This is a genomic window from Flagellimonas baculiformis (assembly GCF_033441575.1).
Classification (GTDB): Bacteria; Bacteroidota; Bacteroidia; order Flavobacteriales; family Flavobacteriaceae; genus Flagellimonas; species Flagellimonas baculiformis.
In genome coordinates, this window is record NZ_JAUZVW010000003.1 from 301,499 (window position 1) to 325,516 (window position 24,018).

At 46.1% G+C, this 24,018-nt stretch carries 20 protein-coding genes and 1 tRNA gene; 13 read left to right on the top strand and 8 right to left on the bottom strand.

Translation table 11 applies throughout. The annotated features are described in order from the left end of the window. Positions 1 to 178 precede the first annotated feature (178 nt). Together SD450_RS06330 and SD450_RS06335 are read left to right on the top strand one after the other, a co-directional pair. Positions 179 to 1,105, top strand: a complete 927-nt coding sequence (locus SD450_RS06330; RefSeq protein WP_318343787.1) for a PfkB family carbohydrate kinase — start codon at positions 179 to 181, stop codon at positions 1,103 to 1,105. Positions 1,106 to 1,149: 44 nt separating this feature from the next. After that, positions 1,150 to 3,048 (top strand): amidophosphoribosyltransferase, encoded by a 1,899-nt coding sequence (locus SD450_RS06335; protein WP_318343788.1) that lies wholly within the window; start codon positions 1,150 to 1,152, stop codon positions 3,046 to 3,048. 660 nt (positions 3,049 to 3,708) lie between these two features. Here the strand turns inward: SD450_RS06335 and SD450_RS06340 are convergent. After that, positions 3,709 to 4,317: a superoxide dismutase gene (locus SD450_RS06340; RefSeq protein ID WP_318343789.1), complete on the bottom strand. Its 609-nt coding sequence runs from the start codon at positions 4,315 to 4,317 to the stop codon at positions 3,709 to 3,711. Positions 4,318 to 4,437: 120 nt separating this feature from the next. On the opposite strand from SD450_RS06340, the gene SD450_RS06345 reads away from it, so the two are divergent. From SD450_RS06345 to SD450_RS06360, 4 genes are all read left to right on the top strand, one after another. After that, a complete protein-coding gene (locus SD450_RS06345) occupies positions 4,438 to 7,560 on the top strand; it encodes a UvrD-helicase domain-containing protein (RefSeq protein WP_318343790.1) in 3,123 nt (1,040 codons plus the stop codon). 14 nt (positions 7,561 to 7,574) lie between these two features. Further along, positions 7,575 to 8,768: a glycine C-acetyltransferase gene (gene kbl, locus SD450_RS06350; RefSeq protein ID WP_318343791.1), complete on the top strand. Its 1,194-nt coding sequence runs from the start codon at positions 7,575 to 7,577 to the stop codon at positions 8,766 to 8,768. A 113-nt stretch (positions 8,769 to 8,881) separates the two neighbouring features. Continuing rightward, complete coding sequence (locus tag SD450_RS06355) at positions 8,882 to 10,240, top strand: OmpA family protein (protein WP_318343792.1); 1,359 nt, start codon at positions 8,882 to 8,884, stop codon at positions 10,238 to 10,240. A gap of 66 nt (positions 10,241 to 10,306) precedes the next feature. Beyond that, the gene (locus tag SD450_RS06360) at positions 10,307 to 13,036 is read left to right on the top strand and encodes a PD-(D/E)XK nuclease family protein (RefSeq protein ID WP_318343793.1); all 2,730 of its coding nucleotides are present in this window, start codon (positions 10,307 to 10,309) and stop codon (positions 13,034 to 13,036) included. On the opposite strand, the gene SD450_RS06365 is transcribed toward SD450_RS06360, so the two are convergent. Then, the gene (locus tag SD450_RS06365; protein WP_318343794.1) at positions 13,037 to 13,747 is read right to left on the bottom strand and encodes an SDR family oxidoreductase; all 711 of its coding nucleotides are present in this window, start codon (positions 13,745 to 13,747) and stop codon (positions 13,037 to 13,039) included. A 207-nt stretch (positions 13,748 to 13,954) separates the two neighbouring features. Between SD450_RS06365 and SD450_RS06370 the strand changes: the two genes are divergently transcribed. Further along, complete coding sequence (locus SD450_RS06370) at positions 13,955 to 14,887, top strand: TolB-like translocation protein (protein ID WP_318343795.1); 933 nt, start codon at positions 13,955 to 13,957, stop codon at positions 14,885 to 14,887. A gap of 66 nt (positions 14,888 to 14,953) precedes the next feature. Here the strand turns inward: SD450_RS06370 and SD450_RS06375 are convergent. Further along, a tRNA-Ala gene (locus SD450_RS06375) sits at positions 14,954 to 15,027 on the bottom strand. Between the two features lie 56 nt (positions 15,028 to 15,083). Next, entirely contained in the window at positions 15,084 to 15,881 is a 798-nt protein-coding gene (locus SD450_RS06380) for a universal stress protein (RefSeq protein WP_318343796.1), read from the bottom strand. Between the two features lie 53 nt (positions 15,882 to 15,934). Here SD450_RS06380 and SD450_RS06385 point away from each other — a divergent pair, with 53 nt between their 5' ends. The 6 genes from SD450_RS06385 to SD450_RS06410 all read left to right on the top strand — a co-directional run bounded on the left by SD450_RS06385 (position 15,935) and on the right by SD450_RS06410 (position 20,098). Further along, positions 15,935 to 16,435: a GNAT family N-acetyltransferase gene (locus SD450_RS06385; protein ID WP_318343797.1), complete on the top strand. Its 501-nt coding sequence runs from the start codon at positions 15,935 to 15,937 to the stop codon at positions 16,433 to 16,435. Between the two features lie 12 nt (positions 16,436 to 16,447). After that, positions 16,448 to 17,782, top strand: coding sequence for an MATE family efflux transporter (locus SD450_RS06390; protein WP_318343798.1), 1,335 nt, complete (start codon positions 16,448 to 16,450; stop codon positions 17,780 to 17,782). 74 nt (positions 17,783 to 17,856) lie between these two features. Next, positions 17,857 to 18,624 carry an enoyl-CoA hydratase/isomerase family protein gene (locus tag SD450_RS06395; protein ID WP_318343799.1) on the top strand — a complete coding sequence of 256 codons (768 nt, stop codon included), beginning with the start codon at positions 17,857 to 17,859 and terminating at the stop codon, positions 18,622 to 18,624. 177 nt (positions 18,625 to 18,801) lie between these two features. Then, positions 18,802 to 19,062, top strand: coding sequence for a hypothetical protein (locus tag SD450_RS06400; protein WP_318343800.1), 261 nt, complete (start codon positions 18,802 to 18,804; stop codon positions 19,060 to 19,062). Further along, on the top strand, positions 19,059 to 19,325 hold the full coding sequence (locus SD450_RS06405; RefSeq protein WP_318343801.1) for a type II toxin-antitoxin system RelE family toxin: 267 nt from the start codon (positions 19,059 to 19,061) through the stop codon (positions 19,323 to 19,325). The genes SD450_RS06400 and SD450_RS06405 overlap by 4 nt, the downstream gene beginning before the upstream one ends. A gap of 5 nt (positions 19,326 to 19,330) precedes the next feature. Further along, positions 19,331 to 20,098 carry a UDP-2,3-diacylglucosamine diphosphatase gene (locus tag SD450_RS06410; RefSeq protein ID WP_318343802.1) on the top strand — a complete coding sequence of 256 codons (768 nt, stop codon included), beginning with the start codon at positions 19,331 to 19,333 and terminating at the stop codon, positions 20,096 to 20,098. Here SD450_RS06410 and SD450_RS06415 read toward each other — a convergent pair. The 4 genes from SD450_RS06415 to SD450_RS06430 all read right to left on the bottom strand — a co-directional run bounded on the left by SD450_RS06415 (position 20,095) and on the right by SD450_RS06430 (position 23,974). Continuing rightward, complete coding sequence (locus tag SD450_RS06415) at positions 20,095 to 21,351, bottom strand: MFS transporter (RefSeq protein ID WP_318343803.1); 1,257 nt, start codon at positions 21,349 to 21,351, stop codon at positions 20,095 to 20,097. The two genes, SD450_RS06410 and SD450_RS06415, sit on opposite strands and share 4 nt — an antisense overlap. A 6-nt stretch (positions 21,352 to 21,357) precedes the next feature. Then, positions 21,358 to 23,046 carry a single-stranded-DNA-specific exonuclease RecJ gene (gene recJ, locus SD450_RS06420; protein ID WP_318343804.1) on the bottom strand — a complete coding sequence of 563 codons (1,689 nt, stop codon included), beginning with the start codon at positions 23,044 to 23,046 and terminating at the stop codon, positions 21,358 to 21,360. A 56-nt stretch (positions 23,047 to 23,102) separates the two neighbouring features. Beyond that, the gene (locus SD450_RS06425; RefSeq protein ID WP_318343805.1) at positions 23,103 to 23,453 is read right to left on the bottom strand and encodes a four helix bundle protein; all 351 of its coding nucleotides are present in this window, start codon (positions 23,451 to 23,453) and stop codon (positions 23,103 to 23,105) included. 98 nt (positions 23,454 to 23,551) lie between these two features. Then, positions 23,552 to 23,974, bottom strand: a complete 423-nt coding sequence (locus SD450_RS06430) for an OsmC family protein (RefSeq protein WP_318343806.1) — start codon at positions 23,972 to 23,974, stop codon at positions 23,552 to 23,554. Positions 23,975 to 24,018 lie beyond the last annotated feature (44 nt).

Sequence of the window (24,018 nt, forward strand, 5' to 3'; positions counted from 1 at the left end):
CTTCAGGCAAAAGATGTAAGACATAAGACTTGGAAAAATCTTGTCCTTAAAAAACATCCTTGAACTGAATTTGAACTTAAGCTTGGGTTGAACGTGTATCCACCCTCTTTTCTTAAATCCTTCACCAATGATTCCAATATGGAATATCAAAACGTATATTTGCACCAAATTTTAACGAATGGGCAAATTGCTGATTGTGGGAAGTATGGCCTTTGATGCCATTGAGACCCCATTTGGAAAAACAGGCAAGATCTTGGGAGGTGCCGCAACGTTCATCGGACTGGCCGCGACCCAGTTCAAGGTACGCTCCGCCATCGTCTCCGTGGTGGGCGAGGATTTTCCCGAAGCATACATGGATATTTTGAAGGATAGGGACATCGACCTTTCCGGTGTGGAAGTGGTGAAAGGGGGCAAGACTTTCTTTTGGCAGGGCAAATACCATAACGATCTCAATTCAAGGGATACGTTGGTGACCGAGCTGAACACCTTGGCCGACTTCAATCCCATTGTCCCCACGGATTATAAGGATGCCGACGTGGTCATGTTGGGAAATCTGCACCCCAATATCCAAATGAGTGTAATTAATCAGATGGAAGAACGACCAAAGCTTATCATACTGGACACCATGAACTTTTGGATGAACCACACATGGGATGAGCTTATGGACGTAATCGCCAAAATAGACGTGATCACCATAAATGATGAGGAGGCCCGACAAATGACCAAGGAATATTCCCTGGTGAAGGCCGCTGCAAAGATCCAAGAGATGGGCCCCAAGTATGTGGTCATCAAAAAAGGGGAGCATGGAGCACTTTTGTTCCATGAAAACGATGTTTTCTTTGCGCCCGCTCTTCCTTTGGAAGAGGTTTTTGACCCGACCGGTGCCGGGGACACCTTTGCCGGTGGTTTTGCAGGTTACCTCACCATGGCCCGGAACATTTCGTTCGAGAGCATGAAAAATGCCATCATTCACGGTTCCAATTTGGCTTCCTTTTGTGTGGAACGCTTTGGCACCGAACGCATGGTGGAACTGAAAAAACACGAGGTGGAGGCCCGTTTGATGCAGTTTAAGGAATTGACACAGTTCAATATTGAATTAACATAAATACCCGCCCTGAGATTTTCGGGGCTTTTTTTATTTGGTTTGTTATGAGTGATGCCATTAAGCACGAATGCGGAATATCACTGATCCGTTTGCTTAAACCCCTGGAATACTACAAGGAAAAGTACGGTACAGCTTTCTATGGAGTGAACAAAATGTACCTGATGATGGAGAAGCAGCACAACCGCGGACAGGACGGTGCCGGTTTTGCAAGCATAAAGCTGGACATGAAACCGGGAGAGCGCTACATGAGCCGGGTGCGATCTGCCCAACAGCAGCCCATCCAGGATATTTTTGATCAGATCAATTCGCGCATCAATACCACCCTTGCCGAAAATCCGGGACACGATGATGATGTTGCCTGGCAGAAAAAGAACATTCCCTATATCGGTGAACTTTTGATGGGACACGTGCGCTATGGTACTTTTGGGAAAAACAGCATTGAGAGCGTTCACCCTTTTTTGAGGCAGAACAATTGGATGCACCGTAACCTTATTGTTGCGGGCAACTTCAACCTCACCAATGTTGATGAACTTTTTGGCAACTTGGTAGAACTTGGACAGCATCCCAAGGAACTGGCCGACACCGTGACCGTTATGGAAAAGATCGGTCACTTTTTGGACGATGCCGTGGCCAAACTCTACAAACAGATCAAAAAGGAAGGATACAATAAAAGGGAAGCTTCTCCATTGATCGCCGAACGGCTGAACGTGGCCAAAATTTTGAGAAAGGCCGCCAAAAACTGGGACGGCGGTTACACCATGGGTGGTCTTTTGGGTCACGGGGATGGTTTTGTCGTCCGTGATCCCGCTGGTATCCGACCCGCCTATTATTATAAGGATGATGAAGTGGTGGTGGTCGCTTCGGAACGGCCCGTGATCCAGACCGTTTTCAATGTAAAGTTTGAAGATGTCATGGAATTGGACCCCGGGCACGCCATCATCGTAAAGAAAAACGGCTCCGTCTCCATCAAGGAGATTTTGGAACCTTTGGAGCGCAAGGCCTGCTCCTTTGAGCGCATCTATTTTTCCCGTGGTAGTGACAAGGAAATCTATCAGGAACGAAAAATGTTGGGGAAATTGGTCTTCCCGCAGATCCTGAAGTCGATAAATGACGATTTGGCCAACACCGTGTTCTCCTATATCCCCAACACCGCCGAAACTTCTTTCTTTGGTTTGGTAAAAGAGGCCCAGAGCTATCTCAACAAAAAGAAGGAGGAACAGATTTTGGCCCTCGGGCCCAATATGACAGGGGAGCAGCTCCATCAGATCTTGGATGTAAGGCCACGCATTGAGAAAGTGGCCATAAAGGATGCCAAGCTGCGTACCTTTATCACCCAAGATAGCAACCGGGACGATCTGGTGACCCACGTTTACGATATTTCGTATGGCTCTGTGAAGGAGACCGACAACCTTGTCATCATAGATGACAGTATCGTGAGGGGGACCACCTTAAAAAGAAGCATCCTAAAAATATTGGATAGGCTCTCGCCCAAGAAAATCATCGTGGTCTCCTCCGCACCGCAGATCCGTTATCCGGATTGCTACGGTATCGACATGGCAAAATTGGAGGACTTTGTGGCCTTCAAGGCTGCCCAGGCCCTGCACGAAGAGCAAGGGACCACGCACAAGATCAAGGAGATCTACGAAAAATGCCTTACGCAGTTGAAATCCAAGGACAAGGACGTCGTCAATTATGTGAAGGAATTCTATGCCCCGTTCACACCGGAGCAGATTTCCAAAAAGATTGCCGAGATCTTGAGTCCTGAAGGGATAAAGGCCGAAGTGGATATCATCTACCAGACCGTGGAAAGCCTCCACGAGGCCTGCCCCAAAAACCTTGGAGACTGGTATTTCACAGGGGATTATCCCACTCCTGGCGGTAACCGCGTGGTGAACCGGGCCTTCATCAACTTCTTTGAAGGGAAGAACGAAAGGGCTTATTGATTCTATTATCCATTGACCCATATAAGAGTGTGCATTTCATCGATGAAACGAGTAGATTAGCGGGTTTTTATACGATGGGCAGGACACAATCCTACTTTAGTATTGCCATAGCATAAGTAGGTTAAGTTCATGGTAAGATTTGGGGCAAAAAAGGTGGAAGAAATTCCACCTTTTTTATTTTCTACCATCCCCAACCTCAAAAATCACTTCTTTTCTTGACAAATGTCAATTATTGGCCCAAGTTGTACACTTCAACGCATTTAAGAGAGTTTCATCCAAAAATTTATCGGTACAGGTGCCCCTTGGTGTACTTTTGGAGGACCATAGCATAAGTAGGTTAAGTTCATGGTAAGATTTGGGGAAAGAAGGCGGAGCATGCTCCGCCTTCTTTATGTTTGACTACCAAGGATTTATCCATTTTATCGACGAACTGCACGTTTTCTTTTTTCCACAAAAAGCAAAAATTTCCCCAAAAGCCTTTGTTATTTCTCACAATACCAGTATTTTAGTCCCGCCATAGCATAAGTAGGTTAAGTTTATGGTAAGATTTGGGACGAAAAGGGCGAGGGCTTCCTCGCCCTTTTCTATTTATCAATGGTTTAGAAACAAAAAAGCCGTGCACAAGTGCACGGCTTTTCATTTTAAGGAATGTTTTTTCCGCTATTTGGCGGCCTTATAGTTTTCTGAAACCTTGTCCCAGTTCACCACATTGAAAAAGGCCGAAATATAATCCGCCCTTCTGTTCTGGTAGTTCAAATAATAGGCATGCTCCCAAACATCCAACCCCAAAATGGGTTGTCCTTCGCAACCTACGTTGGGCATGATGGGGTTATCTTGATTGGGTGTGGAGCAGATTTCCAATTTTCCACCTTTATTCACGCATAGCCAAGCCCATCCGGACCCAAAACGGGTTGCAGCAGCTGCGGCAAATTTTTCCTTGAAGGCATCAAAAGAGCCAAAAGCGTCATTGATGGCCGTGGCAAGATCTCCGCTGGGTGTGCCACCTCCGTTGGGGGACATCACTTCCCAGAAAAGCGAGTGGTTATAAAACCCTCCACCGTTGTTTCGCACGGCACCGTTGTTCAAATCCAAGTTGGACAGGATATCCATGATGTCCTTTCCTTCCAAATCGGTGCCTGCAATGGCATTGTTCAAATTGGTCGTGTAGCCATTGTGGTGCTTGGTATGGTGGATCTCCATGGTCCTAGCGTCTATATGTGGTTCCAGTGCGTCGTACGCATACGGTAACTTTGGTAATTCAAAAGCCATAATATTTGTGTTTTTATGTTAGTACTTAATTCCTGTAAAAATACGGGTTTTAACAAACATATTCCGCTAAATCCCTGTTAAGTTAAAGCTCGGAATCCGTATTTTGCAACAAAAATCTCCTTGGAGGCATCACATTTTAAAATATATAGTGCGTCGGCAGGTTCGGGCAAGACCTATGCCCTGGCCAAGGAGTATATCAAATTGTTGCTGTCCAACGATTCCCCTTCGAAGTTCCGGCAGATTTTGGCCATTACCTTTACCAACAAGGCCGTGGACGAAATGAAGACCCGTATCTTGGACAATCTCTATGCTTTTGGACAGGGCCCCGTGCCCGAAAAACAAATGGGTCTCTTCCAATCACTTTGTGATGAACTTTCCCTGAGCGAAGAGCAATTGCGAAAAAAGGCCTCGTTGATCTTGAAACGCATTCTCCACAATTACTCTTTTTTTGAGATATCGACCATTGACAAGTTCAACCACAAGATCATCAAGACCTTTGCCCGTGACCTGCAACTGTCGCAGAACTTTGAGGTAGAGCTGAATCTGGACCTGCTTTTGGAAGAGGCCGTGGGAAGATTGCTGGAACGGGCCGGGGATGATGAAAAACTGACCGAGGTCCTGATCGCCTTCTCCCTCGAGAAAATCGATGACGACAAAAGCTGGAACATTGCCTATGACCTTGTGGAAATCGGGAAACTGTTGTTCCAGGAAAACCATGCGGAACACATAGGTCCATTGCGTACCAAGACCATAGGGGATTTTCAGGACATCCAACAACGACTGGCATCGGAAAACAAGGCCATCGAAGAAAAGATAAAACAACTTGCCCAAAATGTGCTCCAGGAAATAGAACACCAAGGGTTCGACATGGCCGATTTTCCCCGACAAACGCTGCCCAACCATTTCCAAAAAATGGTGGATGGCGAATGCAACCCCAAAAACATCTATACGAGTAAAACCTTGGAAAGCAATCTTGTTGATGGGAAATTGCTCAAAGCTGCGGATAAAAGGGATGTGTCCGGCCTGGCCGTTTTCATTTTGGAGCACTATGTGGCCATCAAGCAACTCGTCTATCGGCACAGCTATCTGAAAAATGTATATGGCAACATCGTACCCATGACGGTCTTGAACGAAATTGCCAAAGAGATCAAGAACATTGAGCTGGATAGGGACATTGTTCCCATTTCCTCCCTCAATTCCATCCTCTCCAAAGAGATCAAGGACCAACCCGTGCCTTTCATTTATGAACGGATGGGCGAAAAGTATCGGCATTATTTCATAGATGAGTTCCAGGACACCTCCAAAATGCAATGGGACAATTTGGTGCCACTGATCGGCAACGCATTGGAGAGCGAGACCGAATGGCAGGAGCGTGGCTCCCTTTTTTTGGTGGGCGATGTGAAACAGGCCATTTACCGATGGCGGGGCGGACGGGCCGAACAGTTCCTCGACCTGCTCAACGGAAAGGCACATCCTTTTGCCGTGCAGCCCAGTATCTATTCCCTGGACACCAACTGGAGGAGCTGTGACGAAATTGTGAACTTCAACAATGGCTTTTTTACAGAAGTGGCGCCTGTCCTTGGCAATGAGGATTATCGGAACCTCTTTTTGAACGACTCACACCAAAAGACGAACCACCGACCCGGCGGTTATGTGCAACTGTCCTTTTTGGACAAGGACATGGAAAACAAGGATGAGGCCTATTGTGCCCAAATATTGGAAACCATCCGGAACATTACTTTGGAAGGCCATGCGTTCTCGGACATCTGCGTGTTGGTTCGGGACAATAAAAAAGGAATGGTACTGGCCGATTTCTTGGCGCAGCAGAACATCCCCATCATTTCCTCGGATGCCCTGTTGCTGGACAACAACGAAAAAGTGACTTTTTTGATCTCCATCCTCCGGATCTTTGAAAACATGCAGGATCGGGATGCGGCATACCATATTCTATTGTACCTGTCCAAAGAAAATGCGGAAAGGCACCAAATCATTTCGAAAAATCTGGAGCATGTGGCCCATTTTCTGGCCAACGGGTATGGCTTCCATATCGACCGACTGAAAGGAGAGTCCGTTTTCAACATTCTGGAGCAGGCCATTGTACATTTTGGCCTCGCCGAAGGCTCCGTGGCCCATATTTCGTTTTTGATGGACGAGGTCCTGGATCTTGAAAAAAGGGAAGGCCCCAGCATCTATGCCTTCCTTGCTTATTGGGAGGTAAAAAAAGAATCGTTGTCCATAGCTGCACCCGATGGCGTGGATGCGGTAAAGATCATGACCATACACAAGGCCAAGGGCCTGGAATTTCCCTTTGTAATCTTTCCTTTTGCCAATGCCCTGCTGGACGATAAGCGGAAGAAAAAGAAATCGTGGGTGCCCGTTCCCCAAAATGAAACGGATTTGGGCCTGGATGAATTTCTCATCAACAACAATAAGGATATGTTGGAGTACAATGAGATTGCCCAACTCAAATATCTGGAGGAAGAGCAGAAAACCTTGTTGGATTCGATGAACGTGCTCTACGTGGCCCTGACCCGTCCGGTAAAAGGGCTGTTCGTGATCACGGAAACGGCCAAGACCATTCCTGCCATTGAGTCGGCCACTTCATATACCGACCTTTTTCTGTGGTACATCCAGCAAAAGAGCATTCCTGAAAATGGACCTGGGGTTTATACCATCGGAACGTTCCCCAAAAAAGAACAGGCCAGTGCCCCAACCATTTCCAACGAAAACCATATCCAATACATCACCCGCCCCAAAGCCGATACGGCATTCACCATTTCCACCAAATCGGGTCGTTTATGGGACGACGGGCGCATGGAGGCCATTGAACTGGGGAATCTTGTCCATTTTGCATTGAGTCAAATCCGGACGGTGGCCGATGTTGACCCTGTTCTGGAGCGGCTGGAGCGGGAAGGGCATTGCTCAAAAGAGGCTGCTGTTGACATCAAACAAAAAATCATGGCCGTGGTGGACCATCCCAAATTGCAAGCTTTCTTTCAGGATGGCCCCCAAATATGGAACGAGCAGGAAATCCTCACGGCAAACGGCCCTTCGCTACGCCCGGACAGGATGGTCATTTCCGGAAACGAGGCCACCATCATCGACTATAAAACAGGCAAGCCCTCCCCATCCCACAAAGAACAGATTGCCCAATATGCCGATGTCCTGAAAGAAATGGGCCATACCATCAAACATTCCATTATTGTTTATATTGACCAGCAAATAGAACCTATTTTTGTGTAAAACGAATTAAAGATATGTACGGTAAAATCAAAGAACATTTGGCCCAAGAGTTGAAAGAAATTGAAGAAGCGGGCCTGTATAAAAAAGAACGGATCATTACCTCTCCCCAAGGGGCCGTTATCAAAATTTCCACAGGGCATGAGGTCATCAACTTCTGCGCCAACAACTATTTGGGCCTGTCCTCCCACCCTGATGTGATCCAAGCGGCCAAGGATGCCATGGACACGCACGGCTTTGGGATGTCATCCGTAAGGTTCATCTGTGGCACACAGGACATCCACAAGGAACTGGAGCAAAAGATCGCCGATTTCTATGGCACAGAAGATACCATATTATATGCAGCAGCATTCGATGCCAACGGTGGGGTGTTCGAGCCGTTGCTGACCGCTGAGGATGCCATCATTTCCGATTCGCTGAACCATGCCTCCATCATAGATGGGGTGCGGTTGTGCAAGGCCATGCGTTACAGGTATGCCAATAATGACATGGCCGACCTGGAGGAGCAGTTGAAGCAAAGTGTGAAAGATGGTGCACGGTTCAAGATCATTGTGACCGACGGGGTCTTTTCCATGGACGGACTTGTGGCACCATTGGACAAGATCTGTGACCTTGCCGATAAGTATGATGCCATGGTCATGATAGACGAATGCCACGCTGCGGGTTTCATTGGCCAAACAGGCCGTGGAACCTTGGAAGAAAAGGGCGTCATGGACCGCATCGACATCATTACCGGAACCTTGGGCAAGGCCTTGGGAGGTGCCATGGGTGGCTACACCACAGGAAAAAAGGAAATCATCGAGATACTTCGCCAGCGTTCCCGACCCTATTTGTTCTCCAATTCATTGGCACCGGCGATTGTGGGGGCGTCCATCAAGGTCTTTGAGATGTTGGACAAGGACACTTCGCTGCGCGACAAACTCCAGAGCAATACGGAATATTTCAAAAAAGGAATGAAAAAAGCCGGTTTTGACATCATTGATGGGGATTCGGCCATTGTGCCCGTAATGCTATACGATGCCAAACTCTCCCAAAAAATGGCCGATATGCTCTTGGAAGAAGGGATTTATGTCATCGGTTTCTTCTATCCGGTGGTTCCCAAGGGAAGGGCAAGGATACGGGTACAATTATCGGCCGCCCACGAAAAGCATCATTTGGACCATGCAATAAATGCATTCATAAAAGTTGGAAAATCTCTAAAAATAGTTTAAATGCTATAAAAGTTCCACGTAATGCGTTAAAAAAAAAGAATATTTGATTTTGTTAATAGTTTTTAACAACTTACATTTGCAGCTGATAAACACTTAAACTTAAAATTTTGAGCATGAAACATCTTAGCAAATTATTGGTTGTTGCCCTAGTATTTGTAGGGTTTAACAGCATACAAGCGCAAGACGAGAATAATCCATGGCAAGTGAGCATTGGAGTGAATGCAATAGATGCTTATCCTACCAATGATGAAAACAACCCGTTTTCTAGTACTACATTGTTCGATGAGTACTTCAACGTCTCTGACCACTGGAACATCTTGCCTTCTGTATCTTACGTTGGTGTGTCCAAGTACATCGGTGACGGATTCTCTGTTGGAGCTAGAGGTTCCTTGAACAGAATCGAGAAAATCGGTGATGCTTCTGTAGATGACCTTTCACACTACGCTATAGATGGTACCATCAAATATAACTTCCTAAAGAACACAACCCTTGATCCTTTCATCGAAATCGGTGGTGGTTACACTTGGGTTGACGAAATTGGAGCTGGTACTGCAAACGGAGGTGTTGGTTTGAACATCTGGTTTTCCGAAAACATCGGTTTGACCCTTCAAACCCAGTACAAGCACGCTTTCGAAGATTACTTGGTGAAGCATTTCCAACACTTGGCTGGTCTTAGCATCAAGTTTGGTGGTACTGACACTGATGGTGACGGTATCTACGACAAAGACGATGCTTGTCCAGAAGTAGCTGGTTTGGAAGCTTTCAACGGATGTCCTGATTCTGACGGTGACGGTATCGAAGATTCAAAAGATGCTTGTCCTAACGAAGCTGGTTCCAAAGAAATGAACGGATGTCCTGATTCTGACGGTGACGGTGTTGCCGATAAGGATGACGCTTGTCCTAACGAAGCTGGTCTTCCTGCTCTAGGCGGATGTCCTGATGCTGACGGTGACGGTGTTGCCGATAAGGATGACGCTTGTCCTAACGAAGCTGGTCCTTCTGCCAACAAAGGTTGCCCATGGCCAGATAAAGACGGTGACGGTGTTCTTGACAAAGACGATCAATGTCCAGATGTTGCCGGTACTGTTGCCAACAATGGTTGCCCAGAAGTAACTGAAGAAGTTCAGAAGCAATTGAACGACTACGCTAGGACTATCTTGTTCGATACTGGTAAATCTTCCATCAAAGCAGAATCTACTTCTGTAATGGTTGACATCATCCAAATCTTGAACGAGTATCCTAATGCCAAGTTCACTGTAGAAGGTCACACTGATAGCGTTGGTAGTGAGAGCTTGAACCAAAAACTTTCTGAAGAAAGAGCTAATTCAGTAAGAACTTTCTTGATTGACAAAGGAATTGCTTCCAACAGATTGTCTGCAATTGGTTACGGTGAGTCCAAGCCTATTGCAACCAACAATACAGCTGCTGGTAGAACCCAAAACAGACGAGTTGAAATCAACTTGGTAAAATAATAAGGAAACAGTAAGTTTTCTTTTCAAAAGGCTCCCGCAAAACGGGAGCCTTTTTTATTTTTATACATGCAGACTACATTCCTTGAACATGTTCTGGACGACCTGGAAAAAAAGCAATTGGACATTGCTTCATGCACCTTTGTGCTGCCCAGCAAACGTTCGGGGACTTTCTTGAAAAAACATATTTCAAAAAGATTGAACAGGAGTGTGTTCAGTCCCCAGACCCTATCCATACAGGAATTCATAGAAGCCTTGACCGGGCTGTCACAGTCCAGTAATGTGAATCTATTGTTCAACCTATATGCAGTTTATAAAGAGGCTGACATCAATCAACACGAGGATTTCTCCTCCTTTATCAAATGGGGACAAACGCTTCTCCATGATTTCAATGAGATCGATGGTTATCTGATTCCTGCCAAGGATATCCTCAACTACCTTTCCGCTATCAAGGAACTGAACCACTGGTCCCTACAAAAGGAAAAAACGGAGCTCGTTGAGAATTATCTGCAGCTTTGGGGCAAATTGGAGAACATCTACGGAAAATTTACCACTGCACTTTTACACCAAAAAACAGGTTATCAAGGTCTTATCCAAAGGATTGCCGTTCAAAGCTTGTCCGAACAAACAAAAGCGTCAAGCGCGAATCCGGTCATTTTTGTTGGTTTCAATGCGCTCAACAATGCAGAGGCCCAAATCATTCAGCATTATCTCGAACAGGGAAATGCATACATCTATTGGGACATCGACACCTATTTCCTGAACGACCCCATACACGATGCCGGGCTCTTTATCCGAAACTACCAGCGTGAATGGCCCTATCTCAAAAACCAGAGCCGGATAACAACACAGGACAGTTTCCTGTCGCCCAAAAAAATATCCATTACCGGGGTTCCCAAGAACATCTCCCAGACCAAATATGTGGGGCAATTGCTCCAAGAATTGGCCCTAAACAAGGAGATCAGCCTAAAGAACACGGCCCTTGTGCTCGCGGACGAAACCTTGCTGGACCCTATGCTCAAAGCTGTTCCGCCCTCCATTGGTGAGGTGAACATCACTATGGGTTACCCATTGTACAAAACCGTACTGCACTCATTTTTCCTTACCTATTTGGAACTTTGCCTGAACGTTTCCGAAAGGGGATGGTTCTATAAAAACGTACTGGAATTCATTTCCAATCCCTATGTATCGGTGCTTTCGGCTTCCGGAGAAACCGATTTTGCCAAAGCCTTGGCCAAGGACATCAAGGAAGGTAATTGGCTGTATGTGTCGTCTGATATGCTTTCCGCTTATGATGGTTCAAAAGAGCTCTTGGCAATTCTCTTTCCAAAGAAATCCATTTCGCCCAAAGAATGGGTAGAGCATTGCCTGAAGCTGATTCAGCATCTAAAAAATAGCTATCAATCCCAAGAAAATGCTTTGGAGCTGGAATACCTCTACCGTTTCCATACCCTTTTCAATCAATTGGGACAATATTTGGAAAAAGTGGATTTTATGACGGAACTGAAGTCCATCAAAAATCTCTTCAAACAGTTGTCATCCGTGGAAACCTTGGATTTTATTGGCGAGCCGCTTTCCGGGCTTCAGCTCATGGGGATGTTGGAAAGCAGGAACCTCGATTTTGAAACCGTCATCATCACCTCCGTCAATGAGGGCATCCTTCCATCGGGCAAATCCAACAATTCTTTCATTCCTTTTGATGTAAAGCGGGATTATGGGCTGCCCACCTATAAGGAAAAGGACGCTATTTACACCTATCACTTTTATCGGCTCATACAACGGGCAAAGAATGTGCACATCATCTATAATACGGAGCCAGATGTCTTGGAAGGTTGGGAAAAGAGCAGGCTCATCACCCAATTACTGACAGATGCTAACATCCGTCCCTATGTGGAACATGCCATTGCGGCCCCGGAAATCAAAATAGATGCCAAGCCTCTTTTGCATATCGATAAGGATACTGTGTTGGTGGAAGACCTAAAGGCCTTTGCCGCAAAAGGATTTTCTCCGACCTCTTTGACCAATTATATCAAGAATCCAATAGATTTCTACAAAAGAAACATCTTGAAAATTAATGACCTGGAAGAAGTGGAGGAAAATATTGCCGCAAACACCTTCGGCACCATTGTGCACGATAGTTTGGAACAATTATACACCCCACTGATCAATTCCCTCCTGACTTCAGAAAATGTGTCGGCCCTTAAGTCCAAGATTGCAGAAACCGTTTCCCAACACTTTCAAAAAAGCCTTGCGGGCGTGGACATTTCCAAAGGAAAGTTCCTATTGGTGTACAATGTCATCATAAAATATCTGCAGAATTTCATTAACATGGAACTGCAAAACCTGAAAAGGCACAATATCAAAATACTGGCCTTGGAAGAAAAGTATGAAGTACCGCTCAGCATTCCCGGGCTGGACTTTCCCATAGTACTCAAAGGCACTTTGGACCGTGTGGATGAAATCGATGGGACCGTTAGGATCATTGACTACAAAACGGGGAAGGTGGAGCCCAAGAACGTCAAAATAACGGATTGGGAAGAGCTCATCACCGAATATGACAAGAGCAAGGCCTTTCAGCTGCTTTGTTACGCCCACATGTATCGCAAAAAGCACGGCGCGAGTCCGCTATTGGCCGGTATCTATTCCTTTAAAAATCTAGGACAAGGGCTGTTCTCCTTTGTGGATGACAAAAATCCGCTCATTGATGAAAACACACTGGCTTCCTTTGAGGAGAAGCTCCATCAGCTCATACGCGACATTCTAGATCCCAAGATTCCTTTCACCGAAAAGAGGGACTGATCATTTGAGGTCCGGGCGTGTGGGCCTTACTTCAATTTTGCTCGGCAATGTTCGGGGATGCATCAAGAGCAGGTCCACCACCAGTTTTCCAATGTCCTCCGGCTGGATTTTCCAGGCATCCTTTTCCGATGGCTCATGGTCATTGAAATGGGTCGCCACCGAACCGGGCATTATGGTGGTTACCTTAATGTTGTACTGTCTGAGATCCAACATGGCCGCTTGGGTGAAACCGACCACGCCAAACTTGGTGGCATTATAGCCCGCCCCATTGGCAAAAAAGTTGGTGCCGGCCAAACTGGCCAAGGTCATATAATACCCTTCTGATTTTTTCAAGGCCTCCACAGAAGCTTTAAGGGTGTGGAAAACCCCACTGAGATTGATATCGATCATTTGGTGCCAATCTTGTTCCGACATTTCATCGATGGGCGCAAAGTGGCCCACACCTGCATTCGCCATCACCACGTCCAATTGTCCCCAGGCAGCAAGAATGGCCTCCACGGCTTTTTTCTCGTCCTCCAATCGGGACACATCCGACACAACTCCAAGCACTCGGTCCCTATCACCGAGCTTCTTGATGGCCACGTCCACACTTTGGGCACTCCTTCCGCTGATGGCCACTTTCATGCCCTGCGCCAGCAGACTTTCTGCAATTCCGTATCCTATTCCTTTGGTGCCTCCTGTGATGTAGGCCACTTTACCTTTCAATTCCATGATCATTCTTTTTTAATATTCCAAAGTTGGGAAATGAAATGGCCCAAAGCAAGAAAACCATCCTAAAGGATGGTTAATTTTAGTGTATGCACACAGTACATCGGTATACTGTCGAAAAGTGCTACATTTATGAAACTCTCACAGGTTGATAAAATTTGACAAGACACATTGATTTTCAACCTTTCAAGGGAAAACAATTCTAAAATTATGATCAAAAGAATCGGAATATGGGTGCTGTTCGTTTTGATGTCCAACGGGATAGCGGCCCAAGGCGAAAATGAAATCGTCCAGTTTAGCAGCACACTCAACCAATTTCTGAATGTCCGTGATTTTTGCATTTCCGAAAATGGGGACGAAGCCTATTTCACCCTCCAGAGCCCATTCCAGGAAATTTCCCAAATTGCCCGTGTCACAAAGGAGAACAATGAATGGACGGCACCCGAACTATTGCCATTCTCCGATGTTTATATGGATCTCGAACCTTTCTTGTCCAGCGATGGAAAACGACTGTATTTTGTTTCCGATAGGCCTTTGGACGATTCTACCCGAGAGAAAAAAGATTTTGACATTTGGTATGTGGAACGAAATGGCCCAGAGGAGGAATGGTCAAAACCAAAGAACCTGGGGGCTCCCGTCAACTCCAGCCTAGACGAGTTTTATCCAACCCTTAGTGAGAACAACAATCTGTACTTCACCTTGGAATCCCCCAATGGACTGGGGAAAGATGATATTTATTTTTCACGATGGGAAAATGGCACCTATTCCACCCCGATTTTGTTGGATGGAAACATCAATAGCTCTGGATATGAATTCAATGCATTTATTTCGAAAAAGGAAGATTACCTTCTGTTTTCCAAATACAATGAAGAAGGGGGCCTTGGAAGTGGCGACCTGTATATCTCCAGAAAAGATGCCAATGGCAATTGGACAAAAGCGGAAAACATTGGGGCGCCCATCAACACTAAATACATGGAATATTGCCCGTTCTATGATGAGAAAAACCAACTTTTGTACTTTACCAGCAGAAGGAACGATATGGCCCCCAGAACTTTTGGCTCTGTTTCAGAATTCCAGGAATACATCTACGGGAGCAACAATGGCCTGAGCAAAATTTACACGACTACATTGATAATTAAGTAGTTCCGTTTAACCCTGACTACAAAGGCACAAAAAAAGCACCCCGTTTGAGGTGCTTGTTCGTTTTAGTGGAGAATACCGGATTCGAACCGGTGGCCTCTTGCATGCCATGCAAGCGCTCTAGCCAACTGAGCTAATCCCCCAAAGCGTGCGCAAAGGAAACACTTTTTCCAAAAGTATCAAAATTTATGGCCCTTCCTTAGTCTTTTTTAACGCTCAGGACCAATACGGGAATCGGCACGTAAAACTCTGATTTCCGGATGGTGTTCTTTTCCCATAGCTTTTTGAAGAACCCTCTTTTTCTTCGGAACACGCAAAGCACATCGGGATGTTCTTTCTGGAAGTGTTCCATGACACCCAAATAGGTCGTGGCATTCTCTGTGATGGTCAGTTGTTTGCTCAGGTCCATAAGGGCGGTGTTCACCTTCAGATCGGCTTCGGAATAGCCTGGTCTTTTGACCAATAGCAGGCTTACCTCCGACTTGAACTTGTTCTTTATGGTGATCAAGGGGTTCAAAATGCTCCTTCGCTTCAAAATTCCCGATCCAAAAGCGGTCAATATTTTCTTGATGGGTTGGAACTGCGTCCCTTTGGGAACGATCAATGCAGGAATATCGGTCTGTTTGATGATCCTTCCGGAAGTGTTGCCCAAATAAAGTTCTTCCTGGATGTCGTTGCTTTTGGGGGAAATGATGATCAAATCGATCCCAAGTTCCTTGTTGATGCTGTTCAGGCCATCCACAATGTCCCCGTTGTAGGTGGCGATCTTGATGTCGATGCCCTTCGTGTCCACCTTGTCTATCACCTCCTTCAATTGCTCCTTGCTGCTCTTCGCCACCTTCTCCTCCACATTGGCCAAGCTTCCTACCGCGGAAGTGACCGAAAAAACATCCATCACAAAGATCTTGGCCCCAAAATTCGAGGCAAAATCTATGGCATACTGCAGTGTTTGTGATGAATCAGGAGAAGTTCCAATAGGTACAAGGATGTTGTTCATGGTTCGGTGATTATGATTAAACCTTAAATTTACAATTAAATTGAAATCAATCAATGATACGACCCGCAAAGATATCTGAAATCCCTAATATCTTATCCATTACCCGATTATGTGCCCTAAAAATGGAGCAAAATGGCATATATCAATGGAACGAACATTACCCTTCCGAGGCCGCTTTCATAAATGATGTGGAACGGGGAGAACTTTATGTTATTGTGGAAAAGGGTTCTATTTTGGGCACCATTGTGGTTTCCACGTTCATGGACGAGGAATACCGGCCCATCCAATGGCTCACCCCAAATGGCAACAGCACATACATCCACCGGCTTTCCGTACACCCAGCCCATCAGGGCAAAGGCTTGGCGCAACAATTGATGGATTTTGCCGAAACCTATTCCAAGAACCACCAATTTGTGTCCGTTCGGCTGGACACATTTTCACAGAACAAAAGAAACCAAAGGTTTTACGAGCAAAGGGGCTATCAAAAATTGGGCGACATCTTCTTCCCCAAACAAAGCGCCCATCCCTTTCATTGTTACGAATTGGTGCTGTAACTTGCAGCCGATTTGAGTACACAGGTAAACTTCAAGAGCATCAACCGCCTCGCCATCCCAGCGACCATATCCGGCATAGCGGAACCCCTGCTCTCCATCACGGATACGGCCATTGTGGGCAACATCCCAACGGATAGTTTGGAGTCCTTGGCTGCCGCGGGCATCGTGGGTTCCTTTTTATCCATGTTGATTTGGGTCTTGGGACAGACCCGGAGTTCCATTTCGGCCATCATCTCGCAATATTTGGGCGCCGGAAAACTGGAGGAAGTGAAAAACCTGCCCGCCCAGGCCATTTTCTTCAACATTTTGCTCAGCATCGTAGTGTTATTGTCCACCGTTTTTGTGGTCGAGGAAATTTTTACACTGTTCAACGCCTCCGGGAAAATCCTGGACTATTGCATCTCGTACTACTCCATCCGGGTCTGGGGTTTCCCGCTCACCTTGTTCACCTTTGCGGTTTTCGGTATTTTCAGGGGACTACAGAATACCTTTTACCCCATGGTGATTGCCATGCTTGGGGCAGGGCTCAATATTTTGTTCGACTTTGTCCTTGTTTATGGAATTGACGGATGGATTCCCGCTATGTATCTGGAAGGCGCCGCATGGGCCAGTTTGATTTCCCAAGCTATCATGGCCGTTTTGGCCTTCATCCTATTGCTGAAAAAGACAGAAATCAGCATGAAGTTGGTCTTTCCGCTCAACAAAGAACTGAAACGGGTGGTTTTTATGAGCCTCAATCTTTTTGTGCGGGCCATAGCCCTCAATGTGGCCCTGATCCTGGCCGTTCGCGAAGCCACTACCTTGGGCGATCGCTTTATCGGGGCGCACACCATCGCCATCAACCTTTGGTTGTTTGCAGCTTTTTTTATTGATGGCTTTGCCGCAGCAGGTAATAGCATGAGTGGAAAATTATTGGGAGCAGGCGATTATGATGGCCTTTGGAAACTGGCCAAAAAAATAGTGCTATATGGAATGATGGTCAGTTTGGTCTTGATGATGGGTGGTTTTCTGTTCTATCGCCCCATCGGATATCTGTTTTCCAATGACACTTTAGTGTTGGATACCTTTTACGGCATATTCTACATAGTGATTTTGGGACTTCCCATGAATACGTTGGCTTTTGTGTTCGATGGACTGTTCAAGGGGTTGGGCGAAATGAAATATTTACGGAATGTGCTGCTCACCGCAACCTTTTTGGGATTTGTGCCCTGCCTCTATCTCGGCAAGTTCATGGGATGGGGCTTTTATGCCATCTGGGTGGCCTTTGTGGTCTGGATGCTGATCCGTGGATTTGCCCTGCTCTGGAAATTTGATCGAAAATTCAGGCCCTTGGTCCAAAACCCGTAATTTAGCAATATCAGAAGTCGGACATCAGACATCAGATGATTGTAAATTGCTAATTGTTCATTGTAAATTGAAACATGTCCACAGATAGAATCAACGGAAGTTTATATACCAAAATTGAAAACGGGATCGCCACCATTGAGTTTGGCCATCCTGCCAGCAATTCCTTTGTTTCTGAGTTGTTGGAACGTTTGGCCAAAGAGTTTGACCAATTGGCCACGAACCTTAAGGTAGCTGTTGTTGTCCTAAAGTCCGAAGGCGACCGTGCCTTTTGTGCCGGCGCTTCCTTTGATGAATTGGTGGCCATTTCCAATTTGGAAGAAGGCAAACAGTTTTTTAGTGGGTTTGCCAACGTGATCAATGCCATGCGCAATTGCCCCAAACCCATCATCGGGCGGGTACAGGGCAAGACGGTTGGCGGAGGTGTTGGTCTGGCCGCGGCCTGCGATTATGTCCACGCCACCGTGGAGGCCGCCATCAAACTATCGGAGATTTCCATTGGGATCGGTCCTTTTGTGATCGCCCCTGTCGTGGAGCGCAAGATGGGCAAGGCCGCACTGGCCGAGCTCTCCCTCTATCCCACGGAATGGAAAAATGCCTATTGGGCCAAGGAAAAAGGGCTGTATGCCAAGGTCTATGATTCCATCCCCGAAATGGACAAGGAGTTGGACATCCACCTTCAAAAATTGGCCACCTATACCCCTGAGGCCCTATCGCAAATGAAAAAAGTGCTTTGGGAAGGCACGGAACATTGGGACAAGCTCCTTTTGGAACGAGCCGAAGCTTCCGGAAAATTGGCCCTGTCCCCAAACACCAAACAGGCACTGGAAAAGTTCAAAAAATAAATGTCGAAAAGATGAGAAGTATATTCCCCATTTTGGCCTTGGTCGTAGCCGTGATCTACGTGGTCAACAAAATGCGAAACAACAGGAAGTTCAAAAGGTAATATATATTATATATAATATATACCTTATTATATTTCATATATTTGTGGCAATTTAATTTGCTAACCATACCTTACAATGGAACATGTAAAAAAACTTATTGAAGTTGATAAGTCGCTCGTGGTAAAGCTCAAAGTACTCTCTGCTTTTGAGAACATGAGCGTCAAGGCTCTAATGGAAAAGGCCATCATAGAGTATGTGAAGAAAAAAGAACTGGAACGTTTTGAAAAACTTTCAGAGGAGGAGAAAGAGGACCTTGGACTTCTTCTTTTAATGCAGCAGGCTGATAAAGAAGATTTTGTAAGCAAGAGTGACATCTTTAACACCTTGGATGAATGAAAATCAAATATCTTAGGTCTCTCGAAAAAGATGTAAGAAAGGTCACGGATAAAAAAGTAAAGCAAAAATTGAAGCTCATCATCGAGGAAATGGAAAAGGCCGAGGTTTTGGACGACATCCCATCCATCAAAAAACTGGCTGGGCATCCCAACGCTTTCAGAATGAGGGTGGGTCAGTATCGTCTTGGATTTTTCTTTGAAAGCAACACTGTAATATTGTCCCGTTTTGTCAAACGAAACGATATCTATAAACTTTTTCCTTAGATAAATTGAAGAACATTTCCCTTCCAGAAGGCAAAAAAGTCTATTTCGCAAGCGATAACCACCTTGGGGCACCCACCCGAAAGGACAGTCTGCCACGGGAAAAAAAGTTCGTGGCCTGGCTGGATTCCATCAAACACGATGCGCATGCCATTTTCTTGATGGGCGACCTGTTCGACTTTTGGTTCGAATACAGGACCGTTGTGCCCAAAGGATTCACCCGCACCTTGGGCAAATTGGCCGAGCTTTCGGACATGGGTATCCAAATCACTTATTTTGTGGGCAACCACGACCTGTGGATGAACGGCTATTTTGAGGAAGAACTCAATATTCCGGTGTACCACAAACCGCAACAGTTTTTGATCAACGATACTTCCTTCTTCATCGGGCATGGAGATGGACTAGGCCCACACGACAAAGGTTTCAAGCGGATGAAAAAGGTATTTACCAATCCCGTGGCCAAATGGTTCTTTAAATGGCTGCATCCGGATTTGGGGGTTCGTCTGGGACAACACCTGTCCGTGAACAACAAGATCATTTCCGGGGAGGCCGACGCCAAATTCCTGGGAGAGGACAAGGAATGGCTCATCCTATATGCCAAGCGGAAGTTGGAACAGCAACATTACGACCATTTTATCTTCGGGCACAGGCATCTTCCATTGGAGATCCGGCTCAATGAAAAATCCACCTATACCAACCTTGGGGATTGGATTTCCTATTTTACATACGCTGTTTTTGATGGGGAAAAATTGAACTTGGAGAAGTTGGAAGACTAATCCTTTTCGTGCTCATCAATATCTTTCTGAAGGTCCAATTGCCTAAACGTAGGAGACGCAATGGCCGTTGCGCTTACGGTGAGCAAGGTCATACAACCCCCGAACACCACCGCCGTCACGGTTCCCATCAATTTCGCGGCCAGTCCACTTTCAAAAGCGCCCAACTCATTGGAAGAACCCACGAACATGGAATTTACCGAAGCGACCCTGCCCCGCATATTGTCCGGTGTTTTCAATTGCAAAATGGTCTGACGGATGATCATGGAAACCCCATCCACGGCCCCACTGAGAAACAGGGCGACCACCGATAGCCAGAACAGTTCGGAAAGTCCAAACACGATGATGCAGATACCGAAGGCAAACACGGCAAGCAACAGTTTTTTACCCGCATTCTTGTGCAGCGGAAACCTAGTAGAACCCAACATGGTTATGGATGCGCCCACTGCCGGTGCTGCCCTGAGAATACCGAACCCTTCGGAGCCCACATGCAAAATATCCTGGGCATATACGGGCAAAAGGGCCACCGCCCCACCAAAAAGCACCGCGATCATATCCAAAGTGAGTGCCCCGAAAATGGCCTTGCTGCCAAAAACGAACTTGAGGCCATCCTTCAAGCTTTGAAAAACGGGCTCGCCAATTTTCGGGTTCAAAATGGGTTTTTTAGGAATCTGGAGCAGGAAGAGCAGGGCCATCAACGAGAACCCAAAAATGACGCACATGCTCCAGTGTACCCCTATCCAGCTAATGGAAAATCCTGCCAGAGCCGGGCCCAAAACGGCGGCCAATTGCCACGTGGAACTGCTCCATGTGGCCGCATTGGGATAAATTTTCTTGGGCACGATCAAGGCAATCAGCGAAAAAATCGTCGGGCCTAAAAACGAACGGACAAAGCCGCCCAAAAATACTAGGGCATAAATGGAGTACAGGATGGTTTGGGAAGACCAAGAATCTTCAAGCCCCGGCCAGCTCAACAAAAACAGTCCCAAGCTGATCACCGAAAATCCTGCAATGCAGGTAACCAATAGGTTCCGCTTTTCTTTTTGGTCTACAATATGTCCGGCAAAAAGGGCCATTCCCACGGCGGGGATCACCTCCATCAAGCCGATGATTCCCAAGGACAAGGGGTCTTTTGTCAACGAATAGACCTGCCACTCGATCACAATGAACTGCATGGACCAGGCAAATACCATGGCAAACCGAACCAATAAAAAAATGTTGAACTCCCTATATCGGAGTGCAGCGTATGGATCCATAAATGTCTAGCGAATATCTCTTAGTTTCAGTTGAAGGCTCACCGTTCCGTTCCATTCATTTTCATCCAACGAAAATACGGCATCAAAAGGTTTTTTGTCCTTCAGTAGATCTAATTTATTTCCCAAATTAAAGCCAATGGCCCCAATAGGTGTTGAGCCTTTTTGTGAAAGAGATGCTTTCAGGTGTTTTTCATCCTCTCCCACCCCTCTGGCATAGCCAGTGTCTTGTACTGCTTCGGCCATAAAAACCGGGGTCATGTTGCCCGGACCGAATGGTGCGAACTGTTTGAGGATGCGCATCAATTTTGGAGTGATTTCTTCCAAACCGATCTGAGCATCGATACTTATTTCGGGCTGTAAGAGGTCTGGGTCGATGGTCTCCTTGACCACTTTTTCAAATTGCTGTTTGAAGGTTTCGTACTGTTCTTCCAAAAGGGTAAGTCCGGCAGCATACATGTGCCCGCCAAACTGTTCTAAACAATCGGAACAGCCTTCCAGCGCATTGTAGATGTCAAATCCCTTTACCGAACGGGCGGAGGCGGCCAGTTTGTCCCCACTTTTGGTGAAGACCAGTGTGGGTCGGTAATAGGTTTCCGTGAGCCGGGAGGCCACGATACCTATGACGCCCTTGTGCCAATTTTCATTGTACACAACGGAAGTGAACCGATTTTCTTCAGCGTTATCTTGAATCTGAAGTAAAGCCGCTTCGGTAGTTTCTTGGTCCAAATTTCTTCGCTCTGCATTGAAGGACTCAATCTCTTGGGCATACTGCTGTGCCGTGACAAAATCAGTTTCCGTCAGTAGAGCAACAGCATGCTGCCCATGCTTCATCCTGCCCGCCGCATTGATCCGTGGTGCTATGATAAACACCACATCGGTGATGGTGAGTTCACGTTTCTTGGTCTGGTCGATAAGGGCCTGAATCCCTATTCTTGGTGAGGAATTGATCACCTGCAAGCCATAATGGGCAAGCACCCTGTTCTCTCCAGTGATCGGGACAATGTCCGCCGCAATGGCCGTTGCCACCAAATCCAAATACGGGACCAGGCCTTCTATGGTCCTGCCCTGTTTTGAGGCCAAAGCCTGGATCAATTTAAACCCCACGCCACAGCCGCAAAGCTCTTTGTACGGGTAATCACAATCATCTTGTTTGGGGTCCAGAATGGCCACTGCTTCGGGCAAAACTTCTCCTGGTCTGTGGTGGTCACAAACGATGATATCGATACCTTTTTTTTTCGCGTAGGCTACTTTTTCCACCGCCTTTATGCCACAGTCCAGGGCAATGACCAGGGACACATCGTTGTCCTCGGCAAAATCGATTCCCTGAAAGGAAATACCATAACCTTCAGCATAACGATCGGGAATATAGGTGGCCACATTGGGGTAAAACTCCATCAAAAAAGAAGACATGAGGGCCACAGAAGTGGTGCCATCCACATCATAATCGCCATAGACCAAAATATTTTCCCCGTTGGCCATCGCCTGTTCAATCCGCGCCACGGCCTTTTCCATGTCCTTCATCAAAAAAGGGTCGTGCAGATGGTCCAGTTCGGGCCGGAAGAATGCCTTGGCTTCGTCGTAATCGGAAATCCCCCTTTGCAATAGCAACTGGGCAATCAACTTTTCAACATTCAGTTCCGCGGAAAGTCTGTCGGTATCCTCTTGGGTTGGTTTTGGTTTTAGGGTCCAGCGCATAGGTCTTAAAGTTCAAGTGCAAAACTCAAATTCAAGCTCAAGATAAAATCTTGGGGTTACTTCTTGTTTTTGATAATTGTAGCAGTGATTTTGATCAATTGTTCAACTTCATCCAATAAACCTATGCGCATTTCTTTATTGCCATAGTCTATTTTATTCAAGATCTTGAGGTTTACTCTTGATTCTTTAAGTTCTCGTAATGATATAGTCGCCCTGTGCACATAATCTTTGTCTGTATTTGCTCCTTGGGCCTCACCAAAATTCAAAGCCGCCCCTCCTGCAGAGCGAAGCAATTGATTTCCGTAATATTGACCGGTAAAATCGTGGGATAAACCTTGACAAAAAGTAGCAATACTGGCTGCCAATGTTACGAATCTTTCCTCTAAATCAAACTTTTTCTGTGTCATAAACCATTTTGATATGATTTTGAGGTTGACCCAATAAATATAAATGATTTACCTTGAATTTGAGTTTTGCACTTGAACTTTACACTTGGACTTGCTCTTTATTTATGGTGAAAAATAGTCTTAATCTCCAACTTCGCAAACTGTCGGAACATTTCCATCACCCCACAATATTTCTCCACGGAAAGGTCAACGGCCTTTTGGAGCTTGTCCTCATTGAGGTTGGCACCTGAAAAGTGGTACTCGACCACAACGGAATCGTAGTATTTGGGGTGCTCCTCGGTCAGATTGGCAATGGTGTCAATCTTGAAGTCCTCCACATCCAGTTTCATTTTTTTGATGAGCGAGGCCACGTCCAGTCCGGAACATCCGGCCAAAGCGGAAAGCATCAATGCCTTGGGCCGCAATCCGGCTCCTGAACCGCCGTCGTCCAATCCTGCGTCAATCCGCACGGTATGTCCGGAGGGGTTGTTGCTTTCAAAGGCCATTTCGCCCAACCATTTGGTAGTGATATGATTTGTCATGACATCAATTTTTTGTTTCTTGTAGGGTTCAAAAATACGATTTA

Coding starts and splice junctions, on each gene's coding strand:
- SD450_RS06365 (WP_318343794.1), bottom strand. CDS start 13,747: ATGGAATTGAAAGGTAAAGTGGCCTACATCACAGGAGGCACCAAAGGA.
- SD450_RS06370 (WP_318343795.1), top strand. CDS start 13,955: ATGATCAAAAGAATCGGAATATGGGTGCTGTTCGTTTTGATGTCCAAC.
- SD450_RS06360 (WP_318343793.1), top strand. CDS start 10,307: ATGCAGACTACATTCCTTGAACATGTTCTGGACGACCTGGAAAAAAAG.
- recJ (WP_318343804.1), bottom strand. CDS start 23,046: ATGCGCTGGACCCTAAAACCAAAACCAACCCAAGAGGATACCGACAGA.
- kbl (WP_318343791.1), top strand. CDS start 7,575: ATGTACGGTAAAATCAAAGAACATTTGGCCCAAGAGTTGAAAGAAATT.
- SD450_RS06430 (WP_318343806.1), bottom strand. CDS start 23,974: ATGACAAATCATATCACTACCAAATGGTTGGGCGAAATGGCCTTTGAA.
- SD450_RS06385 (WP_318343797.1), top strand. CDS start 15,935: ATGATACGACCCGCAAAGATATCTGAAATCCCTAATATCTTATCCATT.
- SD450_RS06330 (WP_318343787.1), top strand. CDS start 179: ATGGGCAAATTGCTGATTGTGGGAAGTATGGCCTTTGATGCCATTGAG.
- SD450_RS06405 (WP_318343801.1), top strand. CDS start 19,059: ATGAAAATCAAATATCTTAGGTCTCTCGAAAAAGATGTAAGAAAGGTC.
- SD450_RS06340 (WP_318343789.1), bottom strand. CDS start 4,317: ATGGCTTTTGAATTACCAAAGTTACCGTATGCGTACGACGCACTGGAA.
- SD450_RS06380 (WP_318343796.1), bottom strand. CDS start 15,881: ATGAACAACATCCTTGTACCTATTGGAACTTCTCCTGATTCATCACAA.
- SD450_RS06335 (WP_318343788.1), top strand. CDS start 1,150: ATGAGTGATGCCATTAAGCACGAATGCGGAATATCACTGATCCGTTTG.
- SD450_RS06355 (WP_318343792.1), top strand. CDS start 8,882: ATGAAACATCTTAGCAAATTATTGGTTGTTGCCCTAGTATTTGTAGGG.
- SD450_RS06415 (WP_318343803.1), bottom strand. CDS start 21,351: ATGGATCCATACGCTGCACTCCGATATAGGGAGTTCAACATTTTTTTA.
- SD450_RS06395 (WP_318343799.1), top strand. CDS start 17,857: ATGTCCACAGATAGAATCAACGGAAGTTTATATACCAAAATTGAAAAC.
- SD450_RS06400 (WP_318343800.1), top strand. CDS start 18,802: ATGGAACATGTAAAAAAACTTATTGAAGTTGATAAGTCGCTCGTGGTA.
- SD450_RS06425 (WP_318343805.1), bottom strand. CDS start 23,453: ATGACACAGAAAAAGTTTGATTTAGAGGAAAGATTCGTAACATTGGCA.